At 64.1% G+C, this 17,518-nt stretch carries 16 protein-coding genes; 13 read left to right on the forward strand and 3 right to left on the reverse strand.

The annotated features are described in order from the left end of the window. Positions 1–5: 5 nt before the first annotated feature. Genes nuoH through nuoN form a run of 7 tightly spaced genes read left to right on the forward strand, consistent with a single transcriptional unit; the run spans position 6 to position 7,866 of the window. Entirely contained in the window at positions 6–1,286 is a 1,281-nt protein-coding gene (gene nuoH / locus CH275_RS03600) for an NADH-quinone oxidoreductase subunit NuoH (RefSeq protein WP_094675419.1), read from the forward strand. Next, a complete protein-coding gene (gene nuoI / locus CH275_RS03605) occupies positions 1,279–1,824 on the forward strand; it encodes an NADH-quinone oxidoreductase subunit NuoI (protein WP_094675149.1) in 546 nt (181 codons plus the stop codon). The genes nuoH and nuoI overlap by 8 nt, the downstream gene beginning before the upstream one ends. Beyond that, positions 1,821–2,588, forward strand: a complete 768-nt coding sequence (locus CH275_RS03610) for an NADH-quinone oxidoreductase subunit J (RefSeq protein ID WP_094675151.1) — start codon at positions 1,821–1,823, stop codon at positions 2,586–2,588. The genes nuoI and CH275_RS03610 overlap by 4 nt, the downstream gene beginning before the upstream one ends. Next, on the forward strand, positions 2,585–2,884 hold the full coding sequence (nuoK, locus tag CH275_RS03615) for an NADH-quinone oxidoreductase subunit NuoK (RefSeq protein WP_008717020.1): 300 nt from the start codon (positions 2,585–2,587) through the stop codon (positions 2,882–2,884). The genes CH275_RS03610 and nuoK overlap by 4 nt, the downstream gene beginning before the upstream one ends. A gap of 16 nt (positions 2,885–2,900) precedes the next feature. Then, positions 2,901–4,772 (forward strand): NADH-quinone oxidoreductase subunit L, encoded by a 1,872-nt coding sequence (gene nuoL / locus CH275_RS03620; RefSeq protein ID WP_094675153.1) that lies wholly within the window; start codon positions 2,901–2,903, stop codon positions 4,770–4,772. A gap of 2 nt (positions 4,773–4,774) precedes the next feature. Further along, positions 4,775–6,307 (forward strand): NADH-quinone oxidoreductase subunit M, encoded by a 1,533-nt coding sequence (locus tag CH275_RS03625; protein WP_094675155.1) that lies wholly within the window; start codon positions 4,775–4,777, stop codon positions 6,305–6,307. Further along, on the forward strand, positions 6,304–7,866 hold the full coding sequence (gene nuoN, locus CH275_RS03630) for an NADH-quinone oxidoreductase subunit NuoN (RefSeq protein WP_094675157.1): 1,563 nt from the start codon (positions 6,304–6,306) through the stop codon (positions 7,864–7,866). Before CH275_RS03625 ends, nuoN begins: the two co-directional genes overlap by 4 nt. 11 nt (positions 7,867–7,877) lie before the next feature. On the opposite strand, the gene CH275_RS03635 is transcribed toward nuoN, so the two are convergent. Beyond that, a complete protein-coding gene (locus CH275_RS03635) occupies positions 7,878–8,357 on the reverse strand; it encodes a DUF4188 domain-containing protein (RefSeq protein ID WP_094675159.1) in 480 nt (159 codons plus the stop codon). Between the two features lie 77 nt (positions 8,358–8,434). On the opposite strand from CH275_RS03635, the gene CH275_RS03640 reads away from it, so the two are divergent. After that, positions 8,435–9,028, forward strand: a complete 594-nt coding sequence (locus tag CH275_RS03640; RefSeq protein ID WP_094675161.1) for a TetR/AcrR family transcriptional regulator — start codon at positions 8,435–8,437, stop codon at positions 9,026–9,028. Here the strand turns inward: CH275_RS03640 and CH275_RS03645 are convergent. Together CH275_RS03645 and CH275_RS03650 are read right to left on the reverse strand one after the other, a co-directional pair. Further along, on the reverse strand, positions 9,022–9,942 hold the full coding sequence (locus CH275_RS03645) for a YdcF family protein (RefSeq protein WP_094675163.1): 921 nt from the start codon (positions 9,940–9,942) through the stop codon (positions 9,022–9,024). The genes CH275_RS03640 and CH275_RS03645 overlap by 7 nt on opposite strands. Before the next feature lie 136 nt (positions 9,943–10,078). Then, entirely contained in the window at positions 10,079–10,333 is a 255-nt protein-coding gene (locus CH275_RS03650; protein WP_032378219.1) for a hypothetical protein, read from the reverse strand. Between the two features lie 58 nt (positions 10,334–10,391). Between CH275_RS03650 and CH275_RS03655 the strand changes: the two genes are divergently transcribed. The 5 genes from CH275_RS03655 to CH275_RS03675 all read left to right on the forward strand — a co-directional run bounded on the left by CH275_RS03655 (position 10,392) and on the right by CH275_RS03675 (position 17,509). After that, a complete protein-coding gene (locus tag CH275_RS03655; protein ID WP_094675421.1) occupies positions 10,392–10,922 on the forward strand; it encodes a DinB family protein in 531 nt (176 codons plus the stop codon). A 99-nt stretch (positions 10,923–11,021) separates the two neighbouring features. Then, complete coding sequence (locus tag CH275_RS03660) at positions 11,022–12,500, forward strand: aldehyde dehydrogenase family protein (RefSeq protein ID WP_256990848.1); 1,479 nt, start codon at positions 11,022–11,024, stop codon at positions 12,498–12,500. A gap of 25 nt (positions 12,501–12,525) precedes the next feature. Then, positions 12,526–14,037 (forward strand): APC family permease, encoded by a 1,512-nt coding sequence (locus tag CH275_RS03665; protein ID WP_094675167.1) that lies wholly within the window; start codon positions 12,526–12,528, stop codon positions 14,035–14,037. 12 nt (positions 14,038–14,049) lie between these two features. Then, on the forward strand, positions 14,050–15,597 hold the full coding sequence (locus tag CH275_RS03670; RefSeq protein WP_094675169.1) for a GMC family oxidoreductase: 1,548 nt from the start codon (positions 14,050–14,052) through the stop codon (positions 15,595–15,597). Beyond that, positions 15,587–17,509 carry a putative nucleotidyltransferase substrate binding domain-containing protein gene (locus CH275_RS03675; RefSeq protein WP_256990837.1) on the forward strand — a complete coding sequence of 641 codons (1,923 nt, stop codon included), beginning with the start codon at positions 15,587–15,589 and terminating at the stop codon, positions 17,507–17,509. Before CH275_RS03670 ends, CH275_RS03675 begins: the two co-directional genes overlap by 11 nt. Positions 17,510–17,518: the final 9 nt, after the last annotated feature.

Genomic DNA, 17,518 nt, shown 5'->3' on the forward strand with positions numbered 1-17,518 from the left:
TGTCGATGTTCGGTACCGACCCGTGGTGGTTGGTCGTGGGGAAGGCCCTGGCGGTCTTCGTGTTCCTGGTGCTCACTCCGCTGGTTGCGATCTATGCCGAACGCAAGATCATGGCGTGGATGCAGATGCGCGTGGGGCCCAACCGGGTGGGCCCATGGGGGTTGTTGCAGTCGCTGATGGACGGAATCAAGCTGGCGCTGAAGGAGGGAATCACTCCGACCGGCGTCGACAAACCGATTTACGTTCTGGCTCCGATCATTTCGGTGGTTCCTGCATTCATGGCCTTCGCGGTGATTCCGTTCGGGCCCGAGGTGTCGGTGTTCGGTACCACGACGCCGCTGCAGATGACCGACCTGCCGGTAGGAGTTCTGTACATTCTCGCGGTCACCTCGGTGGGTGTGTACGGGATCGTGTTGGCAGGCTGGGCGTCGGGCTCGACATATCCGTTGTTGGGTGCGCTGCGTTCGACGGCGCAGGTGATTTCCTACGAGGTCGCGATGGGTCTGTCGTTCGCCGCGGTGTTCCTCTACGCGGGCACCATGTCGACGTCCGGCATCGTTGCCGCGCAGCAGAACACCTGGTACGTCTTCCTGTTGTTGCCGTCGTTCCTGGTGTACGTCACGGCCATGGTCGGTGAAACCAACCGCGCACCTTTCGACCTGCCCGAGGCCGAAGGGGAGTTGGTGGGCGGCTTCCACACCGAGTACTCGTCACTGCGCTTCGCGATGTTCATGCTTGCCGAGTACATCAACATGGTCACCGTCTCGGCTCTGGCCACCACTCTGTTCCTCGGCGGCTGGCGAGCTCCGATTCCGGTGAGTCTGTGGAGCGGTGCCAATTCCGGTTGGTGGCCGGTGCTGTGGTTCGTCCTCAAGGTCTGGGTGTTCCTGTTCGTCTTCATCTGGCTGCGTTCGACACTGCCGAGACTGCGATACGACCAGTTCATGAACTTCGGCTGGAAGATCCTCATTCCTGTTGCCCTGATCTGGGTGATGGTGATTGCGACGGTGCGCGTGCTCGGCGTCGACCGGTACGACGTGCCTCTGGTCACGTTCGTCGTCTCGACGATCTTCGCTCTCGCCGTTCTGGCTTCGCTGCTGCTCATGCTGCGAAGGCGCGCACGTGTCAGGAACGTGCCGCCTCCTGCACGCGTCGCAGAGTTCGATCCTGCCGCGGGCGGGTTTCCCGTACCTCCCATCCCCAAGCAAGGCGCGACGATTGCGAGCCGGCATGCCGGAGCGCGGTCACGCGTGGCCGGGTCACAGAAGGAGAACGCCGATGCCTGAATTCCTCGGTCCCATAGCCGGTTTCGGGGTCACCTTCGCCACGATGTTCAAGAAACCCGAAACTGAGCTGTATCCGGAGGAGAAGAAGCCGACCGAGGTTCGCTATCACGGTCGGCATCAGCTCAATCGGTACGCCGATGGCCTCGAGAAGTGCATCGGGTGCGAGCTCTGCGCGTGGGCGTGCCCCGCCGACGCCATCTACGTCGAAGGAGCCGACAATACCGAGACCGAGCGATTCTCGCCGGGAGAGCGATACGGCGGGGTGTACCAGATCAACTATCTGCGGTGCATCGGGTGTGGTCTGTGTGTGGAGGCATGTCCCACACGGGCTCTGACGATGACCAACGAGTACGAACTCGCCGGTGACAACAGAGCCGATCTGATCTACGAGAAGGATTCGCTCCTGGCACCCCTGGAGCCGGACATGGTGGCACCACCGCACGCGATGGCACCGGGACGTTCGGCCGAGGACTACTACCGCGGCACCGTCACCGGGGACGCGATCACGTCCGAAACCGAGGGCGGTCCGGTTCGATGACTGCCACAGTGCAGCTCGCTCTCGATGCGACGTCCACCGGTGAGGCAGTGCAGTTTTGGACCCTGGGCGTCGTCGCGGTGATCGGTGCGCTGGGAGTGGTGATGAGCACCAAGGCCGTCTACTCGGCACTCTTTCTCGCGGCCACCATGGTGGTTCTCGCAACCTTCTACATGGCCCAGGGGGCACTGTTTCTCGGTGTAGTGCAGATCGTCGTCTACACCGGCGCGGTCATGATGCTGTTTCTGTTCGTCCTGATGCTCGTCGGAGTCGACACCTCGGAATCCTTGACCGAGACATTGCGAGGGCATCGCATTGCGGCCGTTGTCATCGGAATCGGCTTCGGACTGTTGATCATCGGGGTACTGCTGCGTGACTCGGCCCGTGCCGGGCGACTCGACTTCGTCGGGCTCGATGTCGCCAACTCCACCGGAAATGTCGAGGGTCTGGCCGAGCTCATCTTCGTCGAGTACGTGTGGTCGTTCGAGCTGACCGGAGCGTTGTTGATCACGGCGACCATCGGGGCGATGATTCTGGCGCACCGGGAGGCGCTCGGACCGGTGAAGGGTCAGCGAGAGATGTCGCAGGACCGGTTCCGTGACGGCTCCCGGGTGACACCGCTGCCGAGCCCCGGTGTGTTCGCTCGTCACAACGGCGTCGATCGGCGCGCTCTGCTGCCGGACGGAACCGAGTCGGAGTCGTCCGTGAACGCCCTGTTCGCCGATCGACGGAGCCAGTACAAGGTGGACGGGGGTGACGAGCGATGAATCCCGAGAACTACCTCTATCTGTCGGTTCTGCTGTTCACGATCGGCGCGGCGGGAGTCATCGTCAGGCGTAACGCCATCATCGTGTTCATGTGCATCGAATTGATGCTCAACGCAGTCAATCTCGCGTTCGTCACGTTCTCCCGGATGCACGGCAATCTCGACGGCCAGTTGTTCGCGTTCTTCACCATGGTGGTCGCTGCTGCCGAGGTGGTGGTGGGCCTGGCGATCATCATGGCCATCTTCCGTTCTCGTCGCTCGATCTCGATGGACGAGAACTCTCTGATGAAGAACTGACGGGGGAGCAGAAACGATGTCGATCCTGTGGCTTCTCCCGGCTCTGCCGGCGTTCGGTGCGGCCGTCCTGCTGCTCGGTGGCCGGCGCTGCAACCCGTGGGGGCACCTGGTTGCGACGGCAGCAGCGGTGTCGTCGTTCGTGGTTGCAGCACTGGTGTTCGCCTCGATGCTCGGGCGGGACGAGTCGAACAGAGCGATCACCGAGACTCTGTTCCGCTGGGTTCCCGTCGACGAATTGCAGGTCGACTTCGGACTGCGCGCTGATCAGCTGTCGATCTGTTTCGTCCTGTTGATCACCGGAGTCGGGTCGCTCATTCACGTGTACTCGATCGGGTACATGAGCCACGACGCGGAGCGTCGGCGCTTCTTCGCGTACCTCAATCTGTTTCTCGCCGCCATGCTGCTGCTGGTGCTGTCCGACAACTTCCTCGGCCTGTATGTGGGGTGGGAGGGTGTCGGCCTGGCGTCGTACCTGCTCATCGGATTCTGGCAACACAAGCCGTCGGCCGCCTCGGCAGCTCGAAAAGCGTTCGTGGTCAACCGCGTCGGTGATATCGGCCTGGCGATCGCCCTGATGATCATGTTCGTGAACTTCGGATCGGTGCAGTACGACGTGGTGTTCGCCGGAATCGGGGATACGGGTGAATCGGTGGCCACCGCGATGGCGCTGATGTTGCTGCTGGCGGCCTGCGGAAAGTCGGCGCAGGTGCCGCTGCAGTCGTGGCTCGGCGACGCGATGGAGGGCCCGACTCCGGTCTCCGCACTCATTCACGCGGCGACGATGGTCACCGCCGGGGTGTATCTCATCGTCCGATCCGGACCGGTGTTCGAGGCGTCGCCTGCCGCCCGTGCAGCGACCGTCACGGTGGGCGCGGTGACGTTGCTGTTCGGTGCCGTGATCGGTTGTGCGAAAGACGACATCAAGAAGGCGCTCGCGGCGTCGACGATGAGTCAGATCGGGTACATGGTGCTCGCGGCCGGACTCGGCCCGTCCGGCTACGCCTTCGCCATCGTGCTGTTGCTCTCGCACGGGTTCTTCAAGGCAGGCTTGTTCCTGGGTGCCGGCTCGGTGATGCACGCGATGAACGACGAGACCGACATGCGACGGTTCGGTGGGCTCCGGGCCGCGATGCCGATCACGTTCGTCACTTTCGGTCTCGGCTACCTCGCCATCATCGGAGTTCCTCCGTTCTCCGGCTTCTTCGCCAAGGATCCGATCATCGAGGTGGCGTTCGCGGCGGGGGGAGCGGCAGGTGTGGTGCTCGGCTGCGTGACGTTGCTCTGTGCGGGCCTGACGGCCTTCTACATGACTCGGGTGATGCTGATGACGTTCTTCGGCCCGAAACGGTGGGCAGCGCAAGCACATCCGCACGAAGCGTCGGCGACGATGACGGCTCCCATGATTGCGTTGGCCGTCGGCTCGGTGGCATCGGGAGCCTTCCTCGCGGTGGGCGGCCGGCTCGAGACGTGGCTGGAACCGGTGGTGGGATCGGCGCACGAGGAGCACGCGATACCTGCCTGGGTCGTCACTGTCGCAGTTCTGGCAGTGGTACTCGTGGGCGCAGGCGTCGCCCACCGCAAGTACATCGGTCGTGAGGTTCCCTTGACTCCACCCCAGGATGTGTCCGGCCTGACCAAAGCCGCGCGCGCCGATCTGTACGGTGATGCCGTCAATGAAGCCGCCTTCATGCGTCCGGGTCAAACACTCACGCGCGCAATGGTGTACGCCGACACCGCGGGCATCGACGCCGTCGTGGACGGGGTGGGTGGCTCGATCGGTGCAGTGTCGACTCGATCCAGGCGGCTCCAAACCGGATTCGTTCGGTCCTATGCGTTGGCGATGTTCGCGGGAGCCGTTCTCGTCGTTCTGATGGTGGTGATCCTGTGACGATGCCCTGGTTGACCGTTCTGGGGGTACTCCCGATTCTCGGTGCGATCGTCGTCGCCCTGGTGCCGGCCGACCGTCCGACGATCGCGCGTGGTGTCGCCGTGGGCTTCGCCACCGGCACATTTGCGGTGTCGGTGGTACTCGCCGTGGCATTCGACTCCGGTGGCGATCGATACCAGTTCCTCGAAGACCATTCCTGGATAGCGGCATTCGGTGCGCGCTACACGCTCGGCCTCGACGGAATCGGTCTCGTGCTGGTGTTGCTCACCACCGTCCTGACCCCACTGCTCCTCGTAGCGGGCTGGAACGACGGCACCCGCGTGGCGAATTACGGATCGCGCCGGGTCTCGCACACCTACATGGCGTTGATCCTGGTGGTCGAGTCCATGGTGATCGTCTCGTTCCTCGCCTTGGACGTACTGCTGTTCTACATCTTCTTCGAGGCGATGCTGATTCCGATGTACTTCCTCATCGGTGGTTTCGGGGGCAATCATCGAACGCGTGCTGCGGTGAAGTTCCTGTTGTACAACCTGTTCGGCGGTCTGGTCATGTTGGCGGCCGTCATCGGCCTGTACGTGGTGACCGCGAGACCCGACGGGCCTTTCGACGGCGGTACGTTCGATCTACGCGCGATCGCGGATGCGGCGGCATCGGGCGGGCTCGGCGTGAATCCGGTGGTGATCGACGCATTGTTCCTCGGTTTCATGCTGGCGTTCGCGATCAAGGCGCCGCTGTGGCCGTTCCACACGTGGCTACCCGACGCCGCAACCCAATCCACACCAGCAACGGCGGTGCTGATGATGTCGGTGGTGGACAAGGTCGGCACCTTCGCGATGCTGCGCTTCTGTCTCGAGCTCTTCCCCGAGTCGTCGCAGACGTTCGCCCCGTGGATCATCACGCTCGCGGTGATCGGCATCGTGTACGGCGCGATACTGGCGATCGGTCAGACCGACATGATGAAACTCATTGCCTACACCTCTATTTCGCACTTCGGGTTCATCATCCTCGGCATCTTCGCGATGACCGGCCAGAGTCAGGCCGGTGCCACGCTGTACATGGTCAACCACGGAATCTCTACCGCCGCATTGTTCTTGATCGCAGGCTTTCTCGTGTCCCGTCGTGGTTCGCGGGCGATCGCCGACTACGGCGGCGTACAGAAGGTCGCGCCGGTGCTCGCCGGAACGTTCTTGATCTCTGGTCTGGCCACGCTCTCCCTTCCCGGTCTCGCCCCGTTCATCAGCGAATTTCTGGTGCTGATCGGCACATTCGGTCGATACGGCGTCGCCGCGATCGTGGCTACCGGTGCGCTCGTTCTGTCGGCGATCTACATTCTCTGGCTCTACCAACGGGTGATGACGGGGCCGGTCCGAGAGGGCAGCGAGAAGATCTCCGATCTCGTTCCCCGTGAGGTGTCCGTGGTGGTCCCATTGCTCGCGTTGCTGATCGTGTTCGGGGTGTACCCGAAACCGGCACTCGATGTCATCACTCCGGCAGTGCAATCCACGATCGTCGACAGTGCAGGAGGTCATCGATGACCACTCCCGAGGTGCAGTACGGATTGCTGTCGCCCATGTTGATCGTCTTCGGCGTCGCGGTTCTCGGGGTTCTCGTCGAAGCGTTCGTGCCGATGCGGGCACGTCGTGGGGTCCATCTCGGCCTTGCGCTGGCCGGTTTGGTGGCGGCTCTCGCGGCCGTCCTCGGGCTGGCCGGCACCGAGGCATATGCGATGAACGGGGCCGTGGCCATCGACGGTCCGACGTTGTTTCTGCAGGGAACCATCGTGCTGGTGGCAATCCCGGCCGTCGCTTTGCTGGCGGAGCGCACTGTTGCCGTGACCGAGGCCGGAACCGAGCGTCGCATCGATTCGTTCACTCCGCAGGCCTCGACCACTCCAGGCAGCGTGGCGGAGAAGGAGGCCATCGACGCAGGCGTTGCTCAGACGGAGGTCTTTCCACTGGCGATGTTCGCGATCGGCGGCATGCTGTTGTTTCCGGCGTCCACCGATCTGCTGACGATGTTCATCGCGCTGGAGGTACTGTCTCTGCCGCTGTATCTCCTGTGTGGTCTGGCCCGGCGACGGCGGCTGCTCTCCCAGGAAGCGGCGCTGAAATACTTTCTCCTGGGCGCATTCTCGTCCGCGTTCTTCCTGTTCGGAGTCGCGTTCCTCTACGGCTACGCCGGTACCGCCGGATTGGACGGCATTGCCGACGCCATCGCCGCAGACGGTCAGGGCAGATCGCTCGCGCTGATCGGAACCGCACTGCTGGCTGTGGGTTTGTTGTTCAAAGTCGGTGCGGTGCCCTTTCATTCGTGGATTCCCGACGTCTACCAGGGTGCCCCCACGCCGGTGACCGCACTGATGGCCACGGTGACCAAGGTCGCGGCGTTCGGTGCGATTCTGCGCATTTTCGGAATGGCACTGCCCGGTCTCGAGTCGAGTTGGCGGCCGATGCTGTGGGTGGTCGCCATCGCGACGATGGTGCTCGGTTCGGTTGTCGCGGTGACGCAGACCGACGTCAAACGCATGCTTGCCTATTCGTCCGTGGCGCACACCGGGTTCATCCTCACCGGAGTGACGGCGCTGGGTGATTCAGGTGATGCGGGTGATTCGGGTGTCTCGGCCACGATGTTCTACCTGCTTGCTTACGCCTTCAGCACGTTGGGTGGATTCGCCGTCATCGGTCTGGCCCGAGACGAACGTGGTGAGGTGGGCGACCTGGAGAGGTGGGCCGGTGTCGGTCGACGCTCACCGCTCGTTGCTGCAGTATTCGGATTGTTCTTGCTCTCGTTCGCCGGTATCCCGCTCACCAGCGGCTTCATCGGTAAGTTCGCGGTGTTCAGCGCGGCCTCGGGTGCCGGGGGAGCAGCACTGGTCGTGGTCGGTGTGGTGTGCAGCGCGATCGCGGCGTTCTTCTACGTGAGAGTGATAGTGCTGATGTTCTTCACCGATCCCACGGACCGGACCGTCACAATGGTGCGTCCTACCGCGTCGGTGTCATGCGCGATCGGGGTCTCGGTGGTCGTCACCGTGGCACTGGGAGTCTTTCCTCAGCCCGTTCTCGATATCGCCACGAGAGCTGGTGACTTCCTCTAGCTCGTACGGGCCTACTTCGCGGACTTCATTCGCTGCTTCCACGTGTGCGAGCCCGTGCCGATCGGGATCCCACCGATGGCTCCGGAGAGGCCGAACGACGGCATGTTGACGTAGATCGCTTCACTGTTCTGTGCTGTCGCCGTATAGGTTTCGTGCCATACCCCGACATGGCCGGTTGCAGCGACCGATCGGTTGAAGGCGCGCCAGGCGGGCGCATGAGGTGCGTCGGGATCGGAGGCGAATCGCGTCAGGTCTTCCGCGTTGCGCCAATAGCTGACCAGCATGGTGGTGCGGCCCACCCACGAGTGGTAGCCGAGCAGTCCGGAGGCGGGATCCTGCTCGAGATGGCTGAGCATCCGCGGCATCGCGCGCACCGCGGGAAGCCAGGAGCGAACGGCAAGGGGATTGTTGATGCGCATTCCGATGAGGAAGACCGTGACGGTGTCGCGGTCGGCGTCGACCGTGCGGCGGCCGTCGATGATGGGTTGCATGACGTGTTCCCGTCTGTTCGGGTGTCGAGCGATTGGTATGACACTGTTATAAAACACTGTTATGGTAAGTTTCGCAAGTGGCGAGACCCAGAATTCACGATGCCGAACTGCGCACCCGGCTACTCGAGGCCGCGGCGGAAAGCGTTGCTCAACACGGCGTCGACTCGCTGTCCCTCCGTAAGCTGGCTGCCGCGCAGGGCACCTCGACCACGGCCATCTATTCGCTGTTCGGTGGTCGCGCCGAGTTGCTGGTCGCTCTGTTCGCTGCGTCGTTCTCGAGTTTCGGTGATGCCCAGCGGCAGGTGCCGGTCACCAGCGACCCCGAGGTCGATCTGCGCGAACTCGGCGTTGCCTACCGGCACTGGGCTATGCACAACCCGCACCTGTACGCGGTGATGTTCGGCGGCGTACTCGGTTCGGTCGATGTATCCGAAGAGGCACAACTCGCCGCCGCAGCGATGGACCCGCTTCGGGCCGCGGTAGCGCGCGCCGTCGAGTCCGGCACCATGAGCGGCGCATCGGTCGACGTGATCAGCCATTCGTTCTGGGCTATCGTGCACGGCCTCGTGTCGTTGGAGTTGGCGATGCCGACGAACCTCGACGACGAGACTCGTCGTGAAACGTTCGAAGCCGGGACGGAGTCGGTGTTACGAGGGTGGACGCGTCAGTAGGTGCGCGGTATCCCGAGGATCTTGGTGGCGTCGACGGTCATGCCCAACCGTGCCGTCGGAGCGAGGGCAGGCAGATCCGGGACATCGTCGGGAGTGGATGTCGCAGCACCGATCACGTCGGCGCCAGCAATCTCGAAATCGGAGATCGCTCGCCGAAGATGGCTGGGAGTTGTTGCGAGCAGAAGATTCTCAGCACCGATCTCTGAGGCCAGCGAGGTGGCGCGCTGTGCGTTCTGCACCGTCGAATTCGCGGTGGCCTCGGTATGAATGCGCTCGTTCGCGATCTCGTTGTCGATCAGCCACTTCTGCATCGCTTCGGCCTCGGTGATGCCACTCTGCGGATTCCCGCCGGTGACGATGATGGGTGACTCGGGCGAACGCTCTGCCACCGCGACGGCGGAGCGGAGCCGCTCGACCAACTCCGGGGCCATACTGCCGTCGCTGTTCAGGCCGAGACCGAGTACCACGATCGCGGTACGCGGTCCTTCGGTGGACGGTGCGAAGTCGATCGTCCGGGTCGCGGCGTCGTCGATGACGGCAATGGCCCGCTCCACCGCATCGGCGAGCGCGGGAGACAGGGAGCGCAGGCGGGCCGAGTGTTGCGCCCGCGTGGCGGCGTCATCGGTTGCGTTGGCGTAGAACGTTTGCAGCGCTGCCACATTGGCATCGTTCGGTGCGGTCGCGGCAACCGCGTCCAGTGCCGCGAACCCGGCGTCGTAGCGACCCTTGACCAGGGCATTCTGCGCATCGTTGTACTGCTGCGCGTCGGCCGAACGGGCTGCGTCAGCGACGGTTGTCGGGGCCGATGCGTCGGGCTCGGCGACCGCCGTGGTCGAGCCGAAACCGACGGCGAGCGCGGCGGCGCAGGACACCACGGCAACGCGAACGGTCGGTCGTACTCGGCCTTGTCGCACTACTGACGTCCTCTTCGAGCGATGACGGGTTTCCGCCACCCTAGCTCAATTCGGGGCCAGTGTGACTGGTGTGAGCAGAGTTGTGCGAGTTACACGAATGTACTTCTGAGCAGGCACTCGTCCGCCCGGCAGAGAGTCACAGAGTGACGGGGGCGCGTCCGCGGTCGGCCGGTTCGATGGTCACCTCGGCGTCGGGAAGAAAGACTCGCTCGGTCGTCGTGGTTCCGTCGACGCCGTCGGTGACCGTCACCGCGACGCTCTCGGCAACCTGACCCGCGCTTTCGATGAACCCGGTCGCGACACCTTCCTCGATGAGCAGATGATCACCCACCAACAGAAGAAGCTCGTCCGCCGTCACCGTCCGTCTGCCGCCCACATCTTCGATAGTCATGGACTCCACCGTAATGCGCTGCGCTGCAGCGTGCCCTCGCATGTTCGACAATCGGTGCATGACCGAACAGCGGAAGACATGGACCGCGCCCGCACCCGAACCGGTGGACGGTCCGCTCGTCGGTGACGACAGACCGATTCTCGAAGGAATGCTGCGCTGGCATCGAGCGACGCTGCTGAACATCTGTGCCGGTGCCGATGCCGAACAGCTGGCGCGACGACCGTTTTCGAACTCGACGCTTTCGCTGCTCGGATTGGTTCGCCACCTCGCCAAGGTCGAACGCATCTGGTTTCGAGAGCGATTGGCGTCGATGTCGTTCGACCCGATGTACGACGCGTCCTTGGGCAAGGACTCCGACTTTCTCGGCGCGGCTGCAACCAGTGCCGAGTCCGACTTCGCGCGATTCGCCGCCGAGTGCGCCGCGTCGGACGACGTCGCGGCCCGACACTCGTTCGAGGAGCTGGTCGATTTTCGGGGTGGGCCGATGTCGCTTCGGATGGTGTACGTGCACATGATCGGCGAGTACGCGCGGCACAACGGACACGCGGACATCATTCGCGAACAGATCGATGGAGTCGTCGGCCGCTGAGGGCATAGCGTAGACACACGACCCGCCCCCCATACGGAAGAAGGTGTTTCGGTGACCGACTCCGATGCAGGATTCGACCCGACCTCGCTACAGCCGTCGTTGTTCGTCGACGGCCGATGGGAGAGGTCCGGTGACGGCGGAACCCGCGACATCGTGAACCCCGCCGACGGCAGCACGGTTGCCGTCGTGGACGAGGCCACACCGGACGACGCTCTCCGCGCGGTGGCAGCCGCGCGGGCGGCGTTCGACGACGGGCCGTGGCGTTCGGTGACGGTGGGCGAGCGCAGCGATCTGCTCAACCGCATTGCCGATCTGCTCCAACGGGACAAGGCGAAGTTGGCTCACATCGAGACTCTCGATACCGGAAAGACGTTCGGCGAGAGCGAGATCGACATCGACGACGTCACATCGGTCTTCCGCTTCTACGCCGATCTCGCAGTGGTGCAGTCGGATCGGATGATCGATGTCGACCGCCCCGAAATCCTCAGCCGAGTGGTGCACGAGCCGATCGGCGTGTGCGTCATGATCGCGCCGTGGAACTACCCACTGCTGCAGATCTCCTGGAAGATCGCCCCTGCCTTGGCCGCCGGGTGCACGATGGTGCTCAAACCGAGCGAGGTGACTCCGCTCAGCACCATCGCGTTCACCAAGCTCGTGGAAGAAGCCGGGGTTCCCGCGGGTGTGGTCAATCTGCTGCAGGGCAGCGGCGCGGTCCTCGGAGATGCGCTCACCAGGAACCGCGACGTCGATTTCATCTCCTTCACCGGCGGACTGGCGACAGGCAGACACATCCTGGCCGCGGCCGCCGAGAACGTCACCAAGGTGGCCGTCGAACTCGGCGGCAAGAATCCACACATCGTGTTCGCCGATGCGGTGGCAGACGAGCAGTCGTTCGCCGACTCGGTCGACAACGTGCTGACCGGAGTGTTTCTGCACTCGGGTCAGGTGTGCTCGGCGGGCACGCGGTTGATCATCGAGGAGTCCGTGGCCGACCGTTTCGTCGCCGCCGTCGCCGAGCGCGCGAAGACCATCGTCATCGGGCCGGGCATGGACCCGGCGAGCGAGACCGGACCGCTGGTGTCGCAGGCCCAGCGCGAGAAGATCGAGGGTTTCGTTGCGGGCGGCATCGACGAGGGGGCGACATTGGTTGTCGGCGGAACGCGGCCGGACGATCCGGCTCTGGACAAGGGTAGCTATTTTCTGCCGACGATTTTCGACCACTGCAATCGGTCCATGAATATCGTGCAGGAGGAGACGTTCGGGCCCATACTCACTGTGGAGCGTTTCGACACCGAGGCCGAAGCACTCCTTCTGGGTAACGATACGAATTACGGTCTCGCCGCGGGAGTTCGGACGTCCGACGCCGCGCGAGGCGAAAGAATGGTGCGTGGGCTCCGCCATGGCACGGTGTGGCTCAACGACTTCGGTGTCTACACGGCGGCCGCGGAATGGGGCGGTTTCAAGCAGTCAGGCAACGGTCGCGAACTCGGTCCGTCCGGTATGTCCGAATATCAAGAAGCGAAACACATTTGGCACAACACCTCACCGACCGCGGCGGGGTGGTTCGGTACCCGATAGTACGAGATCGGAAAGGCCGTCGACCATGGCACTACTGAACGACAATTCGAGCGGAATGGACGACTTCGGCTACAAGGAGTCACTCGATCGAAGTCTCGGCAAATTCGCCAGCTTCGCCGCGGGCGTCAGCTACATCTCCATTCTCACCGGCACGTTCCAGCTGTTCTACTTCGGTTTCGGCACCGCCGGGCCGGCGTACCTGTGGTCGTGGCCTGCAGTCTTCGTCGGCCAACTCTGCGTGGCACTGTGCTTCATGGAGTTGGCCGCGAAGTATCCGGTGGCAGGGTCGGTGTACAACTGGGCGAAGCTGTTGGGCCGCAGAATCGTCGGGTGGTCGGCGGGTTGGCTGATGCTCACGGCATCGATCGTGACCCTGGCCGCTGTCGCCCTCGCGCTGCAGCTCAATTTGCCACGCATCTGGAGCGGATTTCAGATCATCGGTGACGGCAGCGGTGCCCGAGATTTCGCGGCCAACGCAGTGCTGCTGGGTGCGATTCTGATCGCCATCACCACCACGATCAACGCCCTCGGCGTTCGACTGATGGCGATGATCAACAGTGCGGGTGTGTTCATCGAACTCATCGCTGCCGTTCTCATCGCGATCCTGCTCGCGGCCAACATCACTCGGGGGCCCGAGGTGTTCTTCTCCACCAACGGCTACGGAGCCGGCGAGAGCGGCGGCTACCTCGGTGCCTTCCTTGTTGCGTCCCTGGCGTCGGGTTACGTGATGTACGGATTCGACACCGCTAGCTCGCTCGGCGAGGAAACGGTGGAACCTCGGCGCACCGCCCCCAAAGCGATCTTTCGCGCCATCCTCGCCTCGTTCGTCATCGGCGGAGCCATCCTGGTGTTCGCCGTAATGGCCGCGCCGGACCTGAACGATCCTTCCCTCGGCAGCCCCGACGGCAGCCTGCAGTCCATCGTCGAATCGGTGATGTGGGGCCCGTTGGGCACCGTCTTCCTGATCTGCATCGTCATCGCGGTCTTCGTCTGCTCACTGGCAGTGCACACCGCGGCGATCCGGCTCACGTTCGCCATGGCCCGAGACAACGCGCTGCCCTTCGGCGAGAGTCTGGCCAAGGTGAATCCGAAGACCCAGACCCCGGTCGTGCCCGCGGTGACCATCGGCGTGCTGGCCATCGTCATCCTCGTCGTCAACATCGGGCAGCCGCAGATCTTCACGGTCCTCACCTCGATCGCGATCATCATGATCTACCTCGCGTATCTGATGGTCACCGGACCGCTGTTGGTCAAACGAGTGAAGGGCGAATGGCCGCCGGCAGATCTGAAGCCCGGCGGGTACTTCACGATGGGCAGGTGGGGCCTGCCGATCAACATCGCGGCAGTGGTGTGGGGCGCAGGGATGGCGATCAACCTCGCCTGGCCACGCGAGGCCGTGTACGGAACTCCCTGGTACAACACGTTCGGTGCGTTCGTCTATATCGGCGGCATCCTGGGCGTAGGCCTGCTGTGGTACGCAGTCAAGGGACGCAAGCACATCGGCACTCTGAAATCCCATGCCTCCACGGGCAATTAGAAGGAGCGTGCAGTGACAGACACCCAGTTCGATTACGTCGTCGCAGGTGGCGGGACGGCGGGGTGTGTCCTCGCTGCCAGGCTGAGCGAGGACCCCTCAGTCAGTGTCTGCCTCGTCGAAGCAGGCCCCACCGACGTCGGCGACAAGGCAATTCTCGAACTGGTCGAGTGGATGCATCTGCTCGATTCCGGGTACGACTGGGACTACCCCGTCGAACCGCAGGAACGCGGCAACAGCTTCATGCGGCATGCGCGCGCGAAAGTGCTCGGTGGCTGCTCCTCGCACAACTCCTGCATCGCATTTCATCCGCCGGCCGAGACTCTCGACGATTGGGCCGCGTCCGGCGCGACCGGCTGGGGTGCGTCGGACATCCTGCCGTTCGTCGCGCGCGTGGAGAACAACGACACCGGCCGCGGTCACGACGGGCCCGTGCGGATACGCGACGTGCCTCCGAACGATCCCTGCGGTGCGGCAGTGCTCGAATCGGCCGCCGGAGTAGGCCTTCCCACAGTCGCATTCAACCGCGGAACGCCTGTACTCAACGGTGCGGGTTGGTTTCAGATCAATGCGGGTGAGGACGGCTCGCGTATGTCGACCTCCCATGCGTACCTGCACCCGATCATCGGATCGCGGCCCAACCTCGAGGTGCGCACCGACTGCTGGATCAGCGAGATTCTGATCGACGAGTCACTGACCGCGACGGGTGTGCGGTACCAACGCCCCGACCTGACCGGCTACGACACCGTCTCGGCGCGTCGCGAGGTGATCGTCACCGCCGGTGCCATCGACACGCCGAAGTTGTTGATGCTCTCCGGAATCGGACCGGCAGCCCAGCTGCAGGAGATGGGGATCACCGTTCGGGTCGATTCACCCGGCGTGGGCGAGAACCTCGACGACCACGTCGAAGGACTCGTGTTCTGGGAGGCGAGCAAGCCGATGGTCACCACCTCCTCGCAATGGTGGGAAATCGGCGTGTTCGCGCAGACCGATTCGTCACTGAACTATCCCGACGTCATGATGCATTACGGCAGTGTGCCGTTCGACATGAACACCCTCCGTTGGGGCTATCCGACCACCGACAACGGCTTCTGCCTGACGCCCAACGTGACCCAGGGGCGCTCGCGAGGGACTGTTCGATTGCGCAGCAGGGACTTTCGTGATCGGGCCAAGGTGGACCCTCGCTATTTCACCGACCCGGACGGCCACGACGACGCGGTGATGCTTGCCGGTCTGAAGCTGGCGCGTGCTATTGCCGCAGACGGTCCACTCGCGGGATGGATCGAACGCGAACTCGCCCCCGGGCCCGACGCCGTCACCGACGACGACCTGCTCGATTACGTGCACAAGACGCACAACACGGTCTATCACCCGGCCGGCACTGCCCGGATGGGATCGGTGGACGACGCCATGGCCGTGCTCGATCCCGAGCTACGAGTCAAGGGCATCTCGCGTCTGCGCGTGGTCGATGCGTCGGCGATGCCGAAGCTGCCGTACGTCAATCCCAACATCACGGTGATGACGATGGCGGAGAAGTGCGCCGACCTGATCCGTGGAGGATAGATCGGCGCTGGCCGACTTTCTCGGCAGGTATCCACCGTTCCAGGGCGCATCTCCTGCGGTAGTGGCCGACATCGCCGAGGCGGCCGTAGAACTCGACTACGCCGCCGGTGCATGGGTTGTCGGCCCTTCGCAGACGTCCGTGCCGGCCACCGCCGACACGGTATGGATGGTGCGTACCGGGCGGGTGGCGATCGTCCATCCGGAGGACGCCGCGCAGACCGACATACCGATCGACACCATCTCCCCGGGCGGTGTGTTCGGATTCTCGGCACTCCTGTCCGGCGGAACCGTCGAATTCCGTGCGCGCGCAATCGAACCGAGCATCGTTCTGCAGTTGCCCGGTGAGCTGATTCGACCGTTGTTCACAACGCCCACCGGGCTGGCGTTCCTGGCCGAAGCCGTGACCTCGGCCACCACGAATCGTAGTGGGCCGGGCGAGCGTAGTGCCGGCCGTACCGTCGGCGAACTGCTCACGGCACCAGCAGTATTCACCTCCGTCGGTACCACGGTTCGAGATGCCGTCCGGCACATGACCGAGCAGGGCAGCTCGTACGTCCTGATTCCGCTGCGAGGGTCGCGCCACGGCATCTTCACCGACCGAGACCTGCGAGTTCGTGTGGTGGCCGCCGGGATCGGCGTCGATACTCCCGTCGAGAAGGTCATGACGTCGCCTGCCGAGACGGTCACGGCGGACCGGCTGGCAGGCACGGTCCTGATGGACATGCTCGAACTGGGGCTGCGGCACATGCCGGTGCTGTCCGATCGGGGCGAGGTTCTCGGTGTCGTGGAGGATTCCGATCTGCATGCTGCGTCCACCCGGCGCAGCTTCGTGGTCCGCCGGGCAGTGACGTCCGCAGCGACCTCCGCCGAACTCGCCGATGCAGGAAGACTCGTCCCGCGCTTGGTGGTGGATCTGTTCCGGGGCGGAACCGACGCCATGGCGGTCAGCGCGATCCTGTCCGTCGTGGTCGACAGCCTCGTCCGCCGTGCCGTCGAGATCGAATGGTCTGCGCGGCCGGAAGTGCCGCGCGACCGGTTCGCCTGGATCACTCTCGGAAGTGTGGCGCGTCGGGAGGCCATGCCGTCCTCCGACGTCGACAGTGCATTGACCTGGTCCGACACCACCGCGGACCCCGGCACGCGAGGAAAATCGAGCGCGGTGCCGAGAACCCGTGACGAGGCGCTGATGGACTTGGCCGCCCGCGTGCACGTGAGCCTCGACAGTGCCGGGCTTCCGTCGGACACCAACGGTGCGGTCGCGAGTTCGCCTCGATTCGCACGCTCGGCCGGGCAATGGGAGAGGGCCGCAGCTCACTGGCTCAGCAACCCCTTCGGTGAACGCGGCAATCCGGCAGAGGACTCCGGGCTGATCATGTCCTCGTTGATGATCGACGGCAGAGTGGTGTGGGGCCCGAGGGAACTGCACACCGTGCCCGAGGCCTACCGCCGACTCCTGGTCGATCACCCCGACGCATTGCGCTTGCAACTGCGTGATGCGCTCGCCGGCCGCGCCCGGCTCCGATCACTGCGAGACGTGCTGGCTCGGCGCGGCGGCACATTCGATCTCAAGGCCCATGCGCTGACGCCGATCGTCAACCTCGCTCGGTGGGGTGGGCTGTCGGTCGGCATCGCCTCGGCCTCCACCCCGGCGCGGCTCGCGGCGGCGTCGGGCAACGGCATGCTCTCCGAACGCGATGTCGCCACTCTGACCGAAGTGTTCGCCCTGCTGCAACGGCTCCGACTGTCGCATCAGATCGACCAGATCACCGCAGGCCACCGACCGGGTGACGTGCTCATCATGGCCGATCTGTCACCACTGGAGCGGAGTCTGCTCACCGACGGCATTCGGGAGATCGCCGCGGTGCAGCGCCGCGTCGGATACCTCGCTGCCAATGTCGGCGTGCATCGATGACCGCCAACG

Source organism: Rhodococcus sp. 06-235-1A (assembly GCF_002258785.1).
Lineage (GTDB): Bacteria > Actinomycetota > Actinomycetes > Mycobacteriales > Mycobacteriaceae > Rhodococcoides.

What these genes read in the sequence shown, in the direction of transcription:
- nuoH (WP_094675419.1), top strand. Translation starts at nt 6, where the DNA reads ATGTTCGGTACCGACCCGTGGTGGTTGGTCGTGGGGAAGGCCCTGGCG.
- nuoI (WP_094675149.1), top strand. Translation starts at nt 1,279, where the DNA reads ATGCCTGAATTCCTCGGTCCCATAGCCGGTTTCGGGGTCACCTTCGCC.
- CH275_RS03610 (WP_094675151.1), top strand. Translation starts at nt 1,821, where the DNA reads ATGACTGCCACAGTGCAGCTCGCTCTCGATGCGACGTCCACCGGTGAG.
- nuoK (WP_008717020.1), top strand. Translation starts at nt 2,585, where the DNA reads ATGAATCCCGAGAACTACCTCTATCTGTCGGTTCTGCTGTTCACGATC.
- nuoL (WP_094675153.1), top strand. Translation starts at nt 2,901, where the DNA reads ATGTCGATCCTGTGGCTTCTCCCGGCTCTGCCGGCGTTCGGTGCGGCC.
- CH275_RS03625 (WP_094675155.1), top strand. Translation starts at nt 4,775, where the DNA reads ATGCCCTGGTTGACCGTTCTGGGGGTACTCCCGATTCTCGGTGCGATC.
- nuoN (WP_094675157.1), top strand. Translation starts at nt 6,304, where the DNA reads ATGACCACTCCCGAGGTGCAGTACGGATTGCTGTCGCCCATGTTGATC.
- CH275_RS03635 (WP_094675159.1), bottom strand. Translation starts at nt 8,357, where the DNA reads ATGCAACCCATCATCGACGGCCGCCGCACGGTCGACGCCGACCGCGAC.
- CH275_RS03650 (WP_032378219.1), bottom strand. Translation starts at nt 10,333, where the DNA reads ATGACTATCGAAGATGTGGGCGGCAGACGGACGGTGACGGCGGACGAG.
- CH275_RS03655 (WP_094675421.1), top strand. Translation starts at nt 10,392, where the DNA reads ATGACCGAACAGCGGAAGACATGGACCGCGCCCGCACCCGAACCGGTG.
- CH275_RS03665 (WP_094675167.1), top strand. Translation starts at nt 12,526, where the DNA reads ATGGCACTACTGAACGACAATTCGAGCGGAATGGACGACTTCGGCTAC.